General features: G+C 70.3%; 10 protein-coding genes and 4 pseudogenes. 8 read left to right on the top strand and 6 right to left on the bottom strand.

Annotated features, from left to right (window positions below):
* The first annotated feature begins 27 nt into the window (after nt 1-27).
* On the top strand, nt 28-1062 hold the full coding sequence (locus B072_RS0130995) for a LacI family DNA-binding transcriptional regulator (protein ID WP_026246485.1): 1035 nt from the start codon (nt 28-30) through the stop codon (nt 1060-1062).
* A gap of 28 nt (nt 1063-1090) precedes the next feature.
* On the opposite strand, the gene trxA is transcribed toward B072_RS0130995, so the two are convergent.
* Nucleotides 1091-1495, bottom strand: a complete 405-nt coding sequence (trxA, locus tag B072_RS0130990; protein WP_018533850.1) for a thioredoxin — start codon at nt 1493-1495, stop codon at nt 1091-1093.
* A 142-nt stretch (nt 1496-1637) separates the two neighbouring features.
* Here trxA and B072_RS0130985 point away from each other — a divergent pair, with 142 nt between their 5' ends.
* From B072_RS0130985 to B072_RS44485, 3 genes and pseudogenes are all read left to right on the top strand, one after another.
* Nucleotides 1638-3083, top strand: a complete 1446-nt coding sequence (locus B072_RS0130985) for a dihydrolipoyl dehydrogenase family protein (protein WP_026246484.1) — start codon at nt 1638-1640, stop codon at nt 3081-3083.
* Nucleotides 3084-3235: 152 nt separating this feature from the next.
* Nucleotides 3236-3418, top strand: a pseudogene (locus B072_RS50025) (ATP-binding cassette domain-containing protein); the annotation flags it as partial.
* Between the two features lie 76 nt (nt 3419-3494).
* A complete protein-coding gene (locus B072_RS44485; RefSeq protein ID WP_234018971.1) occupies nt 3495-4589 on the top strand; it encodes a hypothetical protein in 1095 nt (364 codons plus the stop codon).
* A 60-nt stretch (nt 4590-4649) separates the two neighbouring features.
* Here B072_RS44485 and proP read toward each other — a convergent pair whose 3' ends face one another.
* From proP to B072_RS50015, 4 genes and pseudogenes are all read right to left on the bottom strand, one after another.
* Nucleotides 4650-6116, bottom strand: coding sequence for a glycine betaine/L-proline transporter ProP (proP, locus tag B072_RS0130975; RefSeq protein WP_018533847.1), 1467 nt, complete (start codon nt 6114-6116; stop codon nt 4650-4652).
* 232 nt (nt 6117-6348) lie between these two features.
* Nucleotides 6349-6989, bottom strand: a pseudogene (locus tag B072_RS44480) (class II aldolase/adducin family protein).
* Entirely contained in the window at nt 6986-7579 is a 594-nt protein-coding gene (locus B072_RS50020) for a nucleotide-binding domain containing protein (RefSeq protein WP_234018958.1), read from the bottom strand. The pseudogene B072_RS44480 and the gene B072_RS50020 overlap by 4 nt, the downstream one beginning before the upstream one ends.
* A gap of 55 nt (nt 7580-7634) precedes the next feature.
* A pseudogene (locus B072_RS50015) lies at nt 7635-7996 on the bottom strand (four-carbon acid sugar kinase family protein); the annotation flags it as partial.
* On the opposite strand from B072_RS50015, the pseudogene B072_RS44470 reads away from it, so the two are divergent.
* The 3 genes and pseudogenes from B072_RS44470 to B072_RS0130945 all read left to right on the top strand — a co-directional run.
* Nucleotides 7991-8659, top strand: a pseudogene (locus B072_RS44470) (DeoR/GlpR family DNA-binding transcription regulator); the annotation flags it as partial. The pseudogenes B072_RS50015 and B072_RS44470 overlap by 6 nt on opposite strands.
* A 91-nt stretch (nt 8660-8750) precedes the next feature.
* Nucleotides 8751-9737 (top strand): aldo/keto reductase, encoded by a 987-nt coding sequence (locus tag B072_RS0130950; protein ID WP_018533843.1) that lies wholly within the window; start codon nt 8751-8753, stop codon nt 9735-9737.
* A 327-nt stretch (nt 9738-10064) separates the two neighbouring features.
* Nucleotides 10065-11675, top strand: coding sequence for an APC family permease (locus B072_RS0130945; RefSeq protein WP_202538334.1), 1611 nt, complete (start codon nt 10065-10067; stop codon nt 11673-11675).
* A 56-nt stretch (nt 11676-11731) separates the two neighbouring features.
* On the opposite strand, the gene B072_RS44465 is transcribed toward B072_RS0130945, so the two are convergent.
* A complete protein-coding gene (locus B072_RS44465; protein ID WP_018533840.1) occupies nt 11732-12469 on the bottom strand; it encodes an SGNH/GDSL hydrolase family protein in 738 nt (245 codons plus the stop codon).
* A 237-nt stretch (nt 12470-12706) separates the two neighbouring features.
* Here B072_RS44465 and B072_RS0130935 point away from each other — a divergent pair, with 237 nt between their 5' ends.
* Nucleotides 12707-13162 carry an SRPBCC family protein gene (locus tag B072_RS0130935; RefSeq protein ID WP_018533839.1) on the top strand — a complete coding sequence of 152 codons (456 nt, stop codon included), beginning with the start codon at nt 12707-12709 and terminating at the stop codon, nt 13160-13162.
* Nucleotides 13163-13165: the final 3 nt, after the last annotated feature.

Below are 13165 nucleotides of genomic sequence, written 5' to 3'. Positions count from 1 at the left end.
GCTCCGTCTGGAAAGATGCGGTACGTCATGGGACAGATACCGAATCCGCAGCAGCCCGCCGCGACCCGCGCCACCGGCCCCGCCCGCGGCTCCGTACCGACGAGCGCCGACGTCGCGCGCCTGGCCGGGGTCTCGCGCGCCACCGTCAGCTACGTCCTGAACAACACCAGCGCCGTCCGGATCAGCGAGCCCACCCGGCGCCGGGTGCACGAGGCCGCCAGGGAACTCGGCTACGTTCCGCACGCGGCCGCCCGCAGCCTGCGCGCCGGCCACACCCGGATCGTTCTCCTGCCGACGCCCGAGGTACCGATCGGCCCGCTGTACAGCGGTTTCCTCAACGAGTTCCAGTGGGCGCTCAGCCGCTTCGACTACACCGTGGTCCAGTACGGCAGCGTCGGCGTCGTCGGCGACGACGCCGCCCGCGCCTGGGCCGAACTGCGGCCCGTCGCCGTGCTCGCCCCCGTCGGCATGGGACAGCGGGGCATCGACATCCTCAAGCGGTCCGGCGCCAAGGCCGTCATCACCCTGGGCCCCGAGCCGGTCGCGGGCGCGCACGCGCTGCTCACCGACCACCGCGAGGTCGGCCGGGTCGCGGGGGAACACCTGCTGGAGGTCGGCCGTCGCCGCATCGGGGTCGTGATGCCGCGCGAGGAGGGCCTCGACGTGTTCGCCGAGCCGCGCCTGGCGGGCGTGCGCGAGACCGGCGCCGAAGTGGTGGGGATCCCGCTCGCCTACGACGAGGACCACGCGGCGCAAGTCGCCCAACAGGTGCGGGAGTTGGGGCTCGACGCCGTGTTCGCGTACAACGACGAGTACGCGATGCTGCTGATGCGGGCCCTGCAGGACACGGGCGTCGACATCCCCGGCGAGGTGGCCGTGATCGGCGCCGACGACCTGATGCTGGGCCGGCTGCTGCGGCCGCGGCTGAGCACCGTCCACGTCGCTCTGCCCTCGGGGCAGGAGCTGGCGGAACTCGTCGACCGGCTGGTGCGCGACCCGCAGAGCGAGCCGGAGGTGCGCAAGGTGCTCGGGGCGAGCCTGGTGCGGCGCGAGTCGACCTGACCCGCGCCGCACCACCGAACCGGGAGGCTCAGCCCTCTTCGGCCTGCTGCCCCTGCTGGGCCTGCTGCGCCTGCTGTTCGGCGACGGACTTGCGGACCTCGTCCATGTCCAGCTTGCGGGCCTGCCCGATCACGTCGTCCAGTGCCTCCTGCGGCAGCGCGCCCGGCTGCGCGAACACGGCCACCTGATCGCGGACGATCATCAGGGTCGGGATCGACTGGATGCCGAACGCGGCGGCGAGCTCGGGCTGCGCCTCCGTGTCCACCTTGCCGAAGACGAGGTCGGGGTTGGCTTCCGCGGCCTTCTCGTAGACCGGGGCGAACTGCTTGCACGGTCCGCACCAGGACGCCCAGAAGTCGATCAGCACGAACTCGTTCTCCGTGACCGTCTGATCGAAGTTCTCCTTGGTCAGCTCCGTGGTGGTGCTGCTCATGGTGTTTCCCTCTTCCTGCTTCCTGGGTTCGGGGCGAAGCCGTAGGGGGCAAAGCCGCTGTGCACAACCGTCCGCATGGCGGACGTATTCCGCGCCCATACCCATGTGGCTTGCGGGCACACCTCCGACCACACTGGACCCCATGACAGAAGCAACAGAACCCACGAACGAAGCCATCGCTTACGACGTCGTCGTGCTGGGAGCGGGACCGGTCGGCGAGAACGTCGCCGACCGGGTGCGGGCCGGCGGACTGAGCGCGGCGGTCGTGGAGAGCGAGCTCGTCGGCGGCGAATGCTCGTACTGGGCCTGCATGCCCAGCAAGGCGCTGCTGCGCCCGGTGATCGCGCGCGCGGACGCCCGGCGGGTGCCGGGTCTGCGCCAGGCCGTCCAGGGCCCCCTGGACACCGCCGCCGTGCTCGCCAACCGCGACGACTTCACCTCCCACTGGAAGGACGACGGCCAGGTCGGCTGGATCGAGTCCATCGGGGCCGACCTCTACCGCGGCCACGGCCGCCTCGACGGTCCGCGCCGGGTCACGGTCACCGCCGAGGACGGCACGGTCACCGTGCTCACCGCCCGGCACGCCGTCGCGGTCTGCACCGGCACCCGGGCCGCCCTGCCCGACCTGCCGGGGTTGCCCGAGGCCAAGCCCTGGACCAGCCGGGAGGCCACCAGTGCCGACCACGCGCCCGGACGTCTCGTCGTGGTCGGCGGCGGCGTCGTCGCGACCGAGATGGCGACGGCCTGGCAGGCGCTCGGCTCGCAGGTCACCCTGCTCGTACGCGGCGACAGCCTCCTGAACCGCATGGAGCCCTTCGCCGGGGAGCTCGTCGCCGACGCGCTGCGCGAGGCGGGAACAGACGTCCGTACGGGCGTCACCGTCACCGCGGTCGAACGCACGGACGGTACTCTCACCGTCACCCTGGACGACGGCTCGACCCTCGACGCGGACGAGATCCTCTTCGCGACGGGCCGCGCCCCGCGCACCGAGGACATCGGCCTGGACACGGTCGGCATCGACCCGGGCTCCTGGCTGATCGTCGACGACTCCCTGCGCGTCGAGGGCAGCGACTGGCTCTACGCGGTCGGCGACGCCAACCACCGCGCCCTCCTCACCCACCAGGGCAAGTACCAGGCGCGTGTCGCGGGCGCCGCGATCACCGCCCGCGCGGCCGGCGTCCCGCTCCTGGAGACCGACCGCTGGGGCGCCCACGCCGCCACGGCCGACCTCGCGGCCGTGCCCCAGGTCGTCTTCACCGACCCGGAGGCGGCGAGCGCGGGCCTCACCCTCGCCGAGGCGGAGGCGGCGGGCCACCGCGTCCGCGCCGTCGACTACGACCTGGCCAACGTGGCCGGATCCAGCCTCTACGCCGACGGCTACACCGGCCGCGCCCGCATGATCGTCGACCTCGACCGCGAGGTCGTCCTCGGCGTCACCTTCGTCGGCCCCGGCGTCGGCGAACTCATCCACTCGGCGACGATCGCGATCGCGGGCGAGGTCCCTATCGACCGCCTGTGGCACGCGGTGCCGGCGTATCCGACGGTGAGCGAGGTGTGGCTGCGCCTGCTGGAGACGTACCGCGGTTGAGTACACACCGCGGAGATCGAAGGGACGCGGCCCTGGCCGGGCCCGTGGTTGAGGGGCGAGCAGGGCGCGTACGACGGATCGCGGGAGCCGCGGTGGACCGGCTCGGACGGAATCTGACGCCACGATCGATCACTTCTCGCCAACAGGGCGGTGCCGAAGAACTCCTCGGCCGGCTCGGTGTCCCTACCGGTACCACCCCCACCGGAACGCTCTCCGGCGGTGAGCGCCAGCGCACCGCCGTGGCCCGCGCACTGATCACCGAGCCCACCGTCCTCCTGGCCGACGAGCCCACCGGCGCACTCGACCCCGAGGCCAAGGAAGGCGTCGTCCGCCTGGCGCCTGCTGGCCTGCGGAGTCGGCGTCGCACTGGTCCTGACCAGCCAGTACGTCCCTCGCAAAGCCCAGCTGATCGTGTTCACCTCAGGAACGGTCGTCATGTGGGCGTTCCTGTCCTCCGTCGTGGCCCTCGGCACCCGCCACCTGGGGGCATGGCTCGCCGATACCGGCAGACGCCGCGGCAACGCCGGCCGCATGATCGGCGGGCGCTGGACGCACGCGCACCCAGGCGTCATCGTCCGCCTCGCGCTGGCCATGGTGATCGGCATCGGGATCGTCGCCCAGATGCAGGTGTGGACCAGCAGACTCGGGGAGCACTCACAAGCAGCGGTCGCCACGCACCAACGCAATGAGGACACCGTCATCGAGCTGACCACCAGCGGCATGACCGCGGCGCAGACCGACCGGTTCCGCGCCTCCCTTCCCTCCGGATCGCTTCTGCTGACCCGCACCATGCACGACCCGGGGCCGCCCGAAGAGCCTTGGGTTTCCGTCGAAGGACCCTGCCAGGACCTGCGCACACTGCACCTCGCCTGCACCGGCGACGGCACGCGGACCACGGCACCGGGCAACGCGCAGGTGGACGAGCTCCGCCGCTGGTACGGCAACGTCAAGTTCGCGCAGATCCCCCGCGTCACGGTGAAGGCGGACGGCACTCAGTCGCTCCTCGTCATCACCCCCGCACCGGGCCGACTCGCCGGGGTGAAGCACGCCGCTCACACGGTCCCCAACCCGTCCGTGCAGGTCACAGAGCTGGGTGGAAACTGGTTGGGCTCCTCGCGTACCCGCCTCCCGAGCTGGATCCAGGTGTTCGGCGTCACCGGCCTCCTGTTCCTGCTCGTGGCCGGTGCCGTGAGCGCGGCGGCGGAATTCGTACGCATCCGGCACGCTTTCGCCCCGTTGTCCGTCCTGACCGGCCACCGTCGAGTGTTCCGGTCCGTGAGCTCCTGGCATCTGACCGTCCCCTTGCCCATCTCCACGGTGGTGGCCGGGGCCGTGACCGCATGGCACTCGGTGTTCTTCGTCGCCCTGGTACGGGAAGGCTCCGTCTCCTGGACCGTCCTCGCGGTCGGCGTCACGACATGTGCCGTGATCTCGCTCGGCGTCGGGTTTCTCGGTGCACGTGCAGCGTCACGAGAGGCCGACCAGTGGCGGCCCGCCGCGGACTGACCGCCCCTGGGCGAACCATGGGGCAGCGGCAGATGTCCGGACCGCTGCCCCATCGGCCGGTCAGCGCGTCGAAGACTGCTCTTCGGCGTACTGGTACAGGTCCTGGGACGTGTCGATGAGTTCCTTCTGTTCCTCTGCCGAGCCGACCATCGGCTGCGAGCCGTCGAGGGGCAGTTGCGCGCTCTCCGGAAGGAACTTGACGGTCACCAGGCCGATGACTCCGGCCACCATCAAGTAGTAGGCGGGCACCAGCTTGTCGCCGGTCGCGTTCACCAGTGCCTCCGTCACCAGCGGGGTGGTGCCTCCGAACGCCGCCACCGCGAAGTTGAAGCCGATGCCCATCGCCGCGTACCGCACCGCGGTCGGGAACAGGGCGGGCAGCGTGGCGGCACTCGGTGCTGCGAAGCACGCGAGGAGCGTGGACAGGATCAGCACGCCGAAGATGGGCGGCCAGGTGCCCTCCGCCTTGATGAGCAGGAAGGCGGGGATGGCAAGGATGATCATGGCGACCGCCGCGCCCGCGTACAGGGGGCGCCTGCCGATGTGGTCGCTGAGGCGCCCGAGGAAGGTGATGAGGAGGACGATCCACACCATGCCGATCAGCACCAGGATGTCCGCCGACGTGCTGGAGCGGTCGAGTGTCTCCGTCTGATAGGTCGGCAGATAGCCGGTGACCATGTAGTTCGTGACGTTGTAGAGAAGAACCAGGCCCATGCACACGAGTAGGGGGCGCCAGTGCTCGCGGACGATGGTCTTGAACTCGCTGCCGACCGAGTCCTGGGCGAGGCTCTTCTCGTGTTCGTCGAGCTGTTGCTGGAAGGCGGGGGACTCCTCCAGCTTCAGCCGCATGTACAGGCCGATGACACCCAGCGGTCCCGCGATCAGGAACGGCAGGCGCCAGCCCCAGGACAGCATCTGGTCGTCCGTGAGAGCCACGTTCAACACGGTGACCAGCGCGGAGCCGAGGGCGTAGCCGACGAAGGTGCCGAAGTCGAGCCAGCTGGAGAGGAAACCGCGTCGGCGGTCCGGCGAATACTCGGCGACGAAGGTGGTGGCACCGCCGTATTCGCCGCCGGTCGAGAACCCCTGCACCATTCGGGCGACCAGCAGAAGAATGGGAGCGGCGATACCGATCGTCGCGTAGCTCGGGATGAGGCCGATCGAGAACGTTCCGGCCGCCATCATGATCATGGTGGTGGCGAGCACCTTCTGCCGCCCGACACGGTCACCGAGCGGGCCGAACACCAGGCCGCCGAGCGGTCGCACCACGAACGCGGCGGCGAATGTCGCGAAGGACGAGATCAGCTGGGCGCCCGGGGAGGCGCCCGGGAAGAACACCTTGCCGATGGTCGCGGCGAGATAGCTGTAGACGCCGAAGTCGAACCACTCCATGCAGTTGCCGAGCGCCGAGGCTCCGACAGCCCGCTTGAGCAGTGGTTTCTCGACGACCTGGACGTCCTGCTTGCGATAGGCCCGCTTGGTGCGCCGGAGCCGACGAGTCAGTTCCTCGCGCACATGCCGGGGCATGCCCGCGACTGTCTCCGGCATGCGCTTGCGGCCTCTGCTGGTCGGACCGTCAGAAGGTGTGTGGGCCACGTGCCGAGGCCGCCTCTCTCTGTTGTCCTCATTTCCGCTCGTCAGGGCCGAGTCTCCGCACATCGATCACCTGGCGCACCTCGAGGACGGCTGCCCGACACGTACTTCGGACGCCGTGCCTCGGGGCTCTTCCTCACCCGGGGCACTCGCGGCGACGCGGGATTCAGCCGTCCCAGGGTGTCCCGTACGCGGCGGCCAGTTCCCGCGCCTCGTCCGATGTGAGCAGCCGGTCCGGCAACTGTCCGAGAGTGAGGAGGAGCGCGGCTGTCTCCTCCAGTTCGACGGCCGAGTCGACGGCTGCCGCGACGGAGGATCCGGACACCACAGGGCCGTGATCCTGGAGCAGTGCGGCGCGGAAGGGGAAGGGCAACCGCTCCATGTCTGCCGCCTGTTGAACGTCCCCGGGTGGCGCGTAGGGAAGGAGGGGCGTCTGGCCCACGCGCATCACGAAGTACTGGGTGAGCGGGGGGAGAGCGCGCTGCGCTCGGACCAGGCGGGCCGGCAGGAGATCGCCGCGGCGTGGCGCGAGTGCAGGTGGATGACGGCCCGGGCCGTGGGGTCGCGCCGGTAGAGGGCGGCGTGCAGAGGGAACTCCTTGGACGGGCGAGGGCCGTCCAGATGCGTTCCCTCCAGGTCGAGGACGGTCAGACCGTCGGTGTCGATCGCGGCGAGATCCGTACCCGTAGGGGTGATGAGGACGTGGTCCTCCTCGCGGATGCTGAGGTTCCCGGAGGAGCCGGGGCTCAGACCGAGGGAGGCGAGGTGGGCACCGGCTGCGGCGAGTTCGTGGCGGGCCGTGCTCATGCGAGGTGGTCCCACGCGGAGATGAAGATGTCCGTGCCGCCGAAGTTGCCGGACTTGAGGGCCAGGTCGATGCCCTCGGCGCTCCCGGCGACGCCCGGTTCGGTGCGGGCCCAGGCGACGCCGGGCGCGATCTGCGCACCGATGCCCAGGGTGCGGGCACCGAGCGCGGTGACCACGGCGCCCGAGGTCTTCCCGCCGGCGACCAGCAGACGCCGGGCTCCGGCCAGGACGAGTGCGACAGCGCACTCCGCCAGGGCCCGCTCGACCAGTTCGGCGGCCGGTTCGCACCCTGGGGGTGTGGTGCGTTCGAGGTCGTCGATCGAGCCGACGGCGTAGAGGAGCGGCGGCCGCTGCGGGTCCTTCGCCCAGCAGGCGGGCGAAGTCGACGAGTTCGGCGACGGCCGCCGCGCTGTCGGCCCGCAGCGCCGCGAGGTCCGGCTTCCGGTGCGGAAGTCGCTCGCGCCCGTGTGCCACCTGGGCGCGGGTGGCCGCCGACGCGCTCCCCGCCAAGGCGACGCCGAAGTCGGTGGACCGGGATGCCGCCACGGCCCGCGCCGTCCCCTCGTGCGGTCCGTCGAGGCCCAGGGCACGACCCGCCGCACCGGTGACGAGCCGCGGTTCACGGGTGGCCGCGGAGATGGTGCGAAGGTCGTCGTCACAGGTCGCGTCGACGACGGTGAGCGCGTCCGCGTACTGCGGAGCGGCGAGCGCGTCGCGCAGCGCGGCCGCGCCGGAGCGCACGGTGTCGAGCCCGATGGCCCGCACGGGACGCCGGGTCTGCGGCGCGAGGAGCCGGACGAGATGCGAGTCGCGCATCGGGGTCAGGGGATGGTCGCGCATCGGGCTCTCGTCGAGCAGCTCGTCGTGGACGAAAAGGCGGACTTGTAGACCGTGCGGCCGGTGGCCGGAAACGCCGGGACGACGACGGTGGCCCGCTCCTGGAGGGCGTCCTGGAGGGCGTCCGTGACCGGCCCGATGTTGCCCTGCGGTGTGGAGTCGAATCCCACATGACCGTCCGCCGGGACATCGCCGAACTGGAGCGCCAGGCCCTGGTCTTCTCGGTCCCCGGTGGCGTCAGGATCGCCGGCCACGTCAACACCGAGCCCAGCTTCCAGGACAAGACCCTCGTCGACCGGTCCGAGAAGCAGGCCATGGCGGCACTCGCCGCCGAGCTCGTCCGTGACGGGATGACCGTCTACCTCGACGCGGGCACCACTCTTCTCGCGATGGTGCCCGCACTCGCCCGTCTGAACTCGCTGACGGTGGTGACCAACGACTTCACCACCGTGGACCGGCTGATGACCGCGCCTCACCTGGACCTGGTGCACATCGGTGGCCAGGTCGACGTGGACAACCGGTCCGGCGTGGGACGGCTCGCCGCCGCGACCCTGCGTCAACTCGCCCTGGACATCGCCTTCATCAGCACCGGCTCGTGGGGCCTGTTGCGCGGGGTGACCACTCCCTCCGAGCCCAAGGTCGAGGTCAGGCAGGCGGCCATGGAGTCGGCCGGCACCTCGGTGCTCGTCACGGGTTCCTCCAGGTTCGGGACCTTCGGCAGGTACCGTGTCGCGCCGCTCGCGGCGTTCGACACCGTGGTCACGGACGCGGCGCCGGCCGAGGCCGCGGCCGAGGGAGTCCGCGCGGGCGGAGCCGAACTGCGCATGGCATGAGCGGTGGTACCCGCCATGCCGGACGGTTCGGCAGGCGACGATGTGCGCTGAGGACACCTCCTCTCCCCTTCCCACACAAGGAGCCTCCACGATGCACACGCGCACCCTCGGTCAAGGGCTTCAGGTCTCGGCGATCGGCATGGGCTGCATGGGCATGTCCCAGAGCTACGGCCCCAACCCCGGCGATCGCGGCGACATGATCGGCGTACTCCGCACAGCTGTGGACCGGGGTGTCACGTTCTTCGACACCGCCGAGGTCTACGGCCCCTACGTCAACGAGGAATTGGTGGGCGAGGCGCTGGCGCCCGTACGTGACCAGGTCGTGCTCGCGACCAAGTTCGGCTGGCGCGTCGAGAACGGCACGCCGGTCGGGCTCGACAGCCGACCGGAGCAGATCAGGCGGGTCGCGGACGCCTCGCTGCGCCGGCTGCGCACCGACACGATCGACCTTTTCTACCAGCACCGGGTCGACCCGGACGTCCCGATCGAGGAGGTCGCGGGCGCGGTGGCGGAGCTCGTACAGGCGGGCAAGGTACGGCACTTCGGCCTGTCCGAGGCCGCGGCGGCGACGATCCGCAGGGCGCACGCCGTGCATCCCGTGAGCGCCGTCCAGAGCGAGTACTCCCTGTGGACGCGCGACCCCGAGCCCGAGGTCCTGCCCACACTCGCCGAACTCGGCATCGGCTTCGTGCCGTTCAGCCCTCTCGGCAAGGGGTTCCTCACCGGCACCGTCGACACCACGACCGCGTTCACCCAGGGCGACATCCGGGCCGGCATCCCGCGATTCGACGAGGACAACCTCGCCGCCAACCGGGCCCTGGTCGACCACGTCACCGCGCTCGCCCACGCCCGCGGCGCCACCCCCGGCCAGATCGCCCTGGCCTGGCTGCTGGCCCAGCAGCCCTGGATCGCGCCGATCCCCGGAACCCGCCGGATCGAGCGCCTGGCGGAGAACCTCGCGGCGGCCGACGTGGCCCTGTCCGCCGACGACATTGCGGACCTCGATGCCGCAGCGGCCCGCATCGGGGTGCACGGCGACCGCTACAACGAGACGCACATGGGACTGGTCGGCAAGTGAGACGACCGTGTCGAGGGCCCGCGCCGGTGCGTTCGTACTGAACGGCGGCTGACCGGTTCCCAGGCGCTCGGCCTCGGCCCGTGTCTGCCGCTCGCCCCTGTTCCGTGACCGTCCGGCCTTTTCGTGACGCCCTCCGTTCGGCAAAGAATCCATGAACTTTCATGATGCATGGATCGTGGTCGGGCAGGGCAGCCGACGGCCAGTCACATCAGGGCCGGGCCCGTGCGAGGGTCGCCGGCAGACTTGAGGACGGGTGTGGTGATGGCCACGACAACGGAGCCTTCAGGGCCGATTCCGGAGCAAAAGCAACCAGCGCTGCGCAGGGACATGGGGCGTGTCAGTCTGCTCTTCGCAGGAGTGGGATCCATCATCGGGTCCGGCTGGCTCTTCGGCGCATTGAACGCGGCGAAGACAGCCGGGCCCGCGTCCATCTTCTCGTGGGCGACAGCGGCAGTGATGATCCTGCTCATAGGGTTGTGTTTCGCCGAACTGGGGACGATGTTTCCCGTGTCCGGCGGGGTGGTGCGCTTTCCGCACCTCTCCTTCGGTTCCTTCGCCAGCTTCACCATGGGCTGGATCACCTGGATCGCCGCGGCGACCGTGGCCCCGATCGAGGTGGAGGGCGCTCTTCAGTACGCCACGAAGTGGGCCCATTTCACCGACTTCCACGAAGCCAACGGAGCCTACACACTGACCGCGCTCGGCTATGCGGTCGCGGTGGTCGCGATGGCCTTCTTCGTGGTGCTGAACTACTACGGAATCCGCTGGTTCGCCCGCGTCAACAACATTCTGGTCTGGTGGAAACTGCTGGCCATCGCTCTGGTGATCGTGGCCTTCTTCATCACCGCGTTCCACGGGCACAACTTCAACGCGCACGAGTACGGAGGATTCGCACCCGGGGGCGCCAAAGGAGTCTTCACCGCCATCTCCACCGCAGGCATCACCTTCTCGTTCCTCGGTTTTCGCCAAGGCGTAGAACTGGCGGGGGAGACCAGTAATCCGCAGCGCAACGTCCCGTTCGCCATCATCGGCTCCGTGCTGCTCACGGGTGCCATCTACGTGCTGCTCGAACTGGCCTTCATCGGCGCGGTGCCGCAAGGAGATCTGGAACATTCGCACGGCTGGCTGAACCTGGCCTTCGCGAACGACTTCGGGCCGCTGGCCGCGATCGCCGGCGCCATCGGCCTCGGCTGGCTGGCCTACATCCTCTACGTCGACGCGGTCATCTCACCGGCCGACACCGGCCTGATCTACACCACCGTCACGGCCCGCATCTCCTACGCCATGGCCCGCAACCGCAACGCTCCGGAAAGCCTGGCGAAGACCACTCCTCAGGGCGCCCCGCTGATCAGCCTGATCGTGACGTTCGTCCTCGGCCTCATCGTGTTCCTGCCTTTCCCGAGCTGGCAGGAACTGGTCGGGTTCATCACCTCGGCCACCGTCCTGTCCTTCGGCTCCGGCCCCCTGGTGCTGTCCGTGATGCGCCGCCAGATTCCGGAGCACGAGCGCCCGTACCGGATTCCGGGCGGCGACATCATCCCGTTCCTCGGCCTCTATTCGGCGAACCTGATCGTGTACTGGGCCGGCTGGAACACCAACTACAAGCTCTTCGTCACCATCGCCATCGGTTTCGTCCTGCTCGCCGTCTTCCAGGCCCTGGACAAGGGGCGCGCCCCGAACATGGACTGGCGGTCGGGCGCGACCTGGGTCCTGCCCTGGCTGATCGGCCTCGCCCTGATCAGCTGGGCGGGCGACTACGACGGCGGCCGGGGATGGATAGGCCTCGGCTGGGGCTTCGTCGCCAACCTCGTGCTCACCGCCGTCGTCCATCTCCTCGCGCTGCGCGTGCGACTCCCGCGCGAGCGCGTGCTGGAGAACATCGAAGAGGCCAAGGAGGAGTCCCGCATCGAGGAGGCCGAGCTGGCGCCTTCGTCCTGACGGTGAGCACATCCGGTCGGCGGCCGGGGACCGAAGGCCCGGCCGCCGCCGGCCGATCAGTCCAGCGGCGCCTTGGCCTCCGGGGCGACCACGTCGAGGACGGGGTACGGGCGCGGGTAGGGGGCGCCCAGGGCGTGTGTCGCGGCGAGCGCGTCGGCGAAGGCGGCGGCGATGCGGAGTTCTCCGTTGGGATTGGGGTGGGTGCCGTCCCAGGTGTGGTCGGGGGCGCGGAACTCGGCTGCCGTCTCGGCCACCGACACCCCTTCCTCGGCGGCGACGGCCCGCAGCTGTCGGTTGGTCTCGTCGACGAGCGTGGCGAACTCCGGGTCGTCGAGCGCCTTCTGCGTCTCCAGCACCGTGCCGATGACGATCTTCAGGCCGGGCGCCGCGCGGCGGGCGCCGGTGAGGAACTCCCGGAGGTTGGCGGCGAACTGAGGCGGCGTCACCCCGTACCAGAAGAGGTCGTTGATGCCGAGCAGCACCAGCAGGTACTCCGGCTCGTACTCGGCGACCTTCTCCTCGATGACCTCCTTCTCCTGGACGTAGGGACGGCCCCACTGCGCGTCGTGGTCCCGGTCGAACCCGGGGTCGGCGTAGGTCGCGTCGTCGTCGCCGACCTCGGCCGTGCGGATGTTGTCGAGGGTGTCCTTGGGGCCGACCAGGTCGATGCTCAGGCCATTGTTCTTCAGGTGTTTCCAGAAGAAGTAGCGCCAGGTCCAGTCGCCGCTGCTGCCGTGGCTGATGGAATCGCCGACGATCATGATGGGGATGTCGCCCTCGGGCGGCTTCTTCACTGTGCCTCGCTCGGTCGTGTCGGTTGCTGCGATACCGCGCCGGCCCTCGCCCGACGACCGGCGGCATGGGGTCTGCATAACCGGGGCGGGGCATCCGGAAGCCTGCCGTCCGCTCGGGCCGCCGATATTCACCCGGTCGAGCGACCGTCGGGCGCCGAACCGGCGCGTACGCGTGCGGCGGCGGTTGCGGGAGGGGCGCGGGGGCTCAACGCTTGTCCGGAGAAGGAGCGTGATCGCGTGGCCCGGAACCGCAGACTGATCCTGAGCCCGCCCGCCGAGGTGTGGCGGCTGCTGTCCGACGGCCGTCGGTACGACGAGTGGGTGACCGGCAACCAGGAGGTGCTCGCCGTCGACGAGGGCTGGCCCGCGGTGGGCACCGCCCTGCGGTTCCGGGTCGGCATCGGCCCGCTGAGCGCGGACGACATCAGCGTCGTCCGCATCTGCGAGCCGGAGCGCCGGCTCGAGCTGGAGGCGAAGGCGGGCCCGTTCGGCGCGGCCCGCGTCGCCATGAACCTGGTCCCCTGGGGCGACCACACCCTCTTCGTCCTCGACTGGCATCCGCTGCGGGGGCCCGGTACACGCATGCACGGGCTGCCCGTGGACTACCTGGTCAAGGTACGCAACGGCATGATGCTGACGAAGCTGGCCCGGATCGCCGTGGCGGAGCGGCCGACGGCGAAGCCGGGCGTCTGAAGA

This window comes from Streptomyces sp. HmicA12 (assembly GCF_000373565.1).
Classification (GTDB): Bacteria; Actinomycetota; Actinomycetes; order Streptomycetales; family Streptomycetaceae; genus Streptomyces.
This window is presented reverse-complemented; position numbering and strand designations above follow the sequence as displayed.

What these genes read in the sequence shown, in the direction of transcription:
- B072_RS0130995 (WP_026246485.1), top strand. Translation starts at nt 28, where the DNA reads ATGGGACAGATACCGAATCCGCAGCAGCCCGCCGCGACCCGCGCCACC.
- trxA (WP_018533850.1), bottom strand. Translation starts at nt 1,495, where the DNA reads ATGAGCAGCACCACCACGGAGCTGACCAAGGAGAACTTCGATCAGACG.
- B072_RS0130985 (WP_026246484.1), top strand. Translation starts at nt 1,638, where the DNA reads ATGACAGAAGCAACAGAACCCACGAACGAAGCCATCGCTTACGACGTC.
- proP (WP_018533847.1), bottom strand. Translation starts at nt 6,116, where the DNA reads ATGCCCCGGCATGTGCGCGAGGAACTGACTCGTCGGCTCCGGCGCACC.
- B072_RS0130950 (WP_018533843.1), top strand. Translation starts at nt 8,751, where the DNA reads ATGCACACGCGCACCCTCGGTCAAGGGCTTCAGGTCTCGGCGATCGGC.
- B072_RS0130945 (WP_202538334.1), top strand. Translation starts at nt 10,065, where the DNA reads ATGGGGCGTGTCAGTCTGCTCTTCGCAGGAGTGGGATCCATCATCGGG.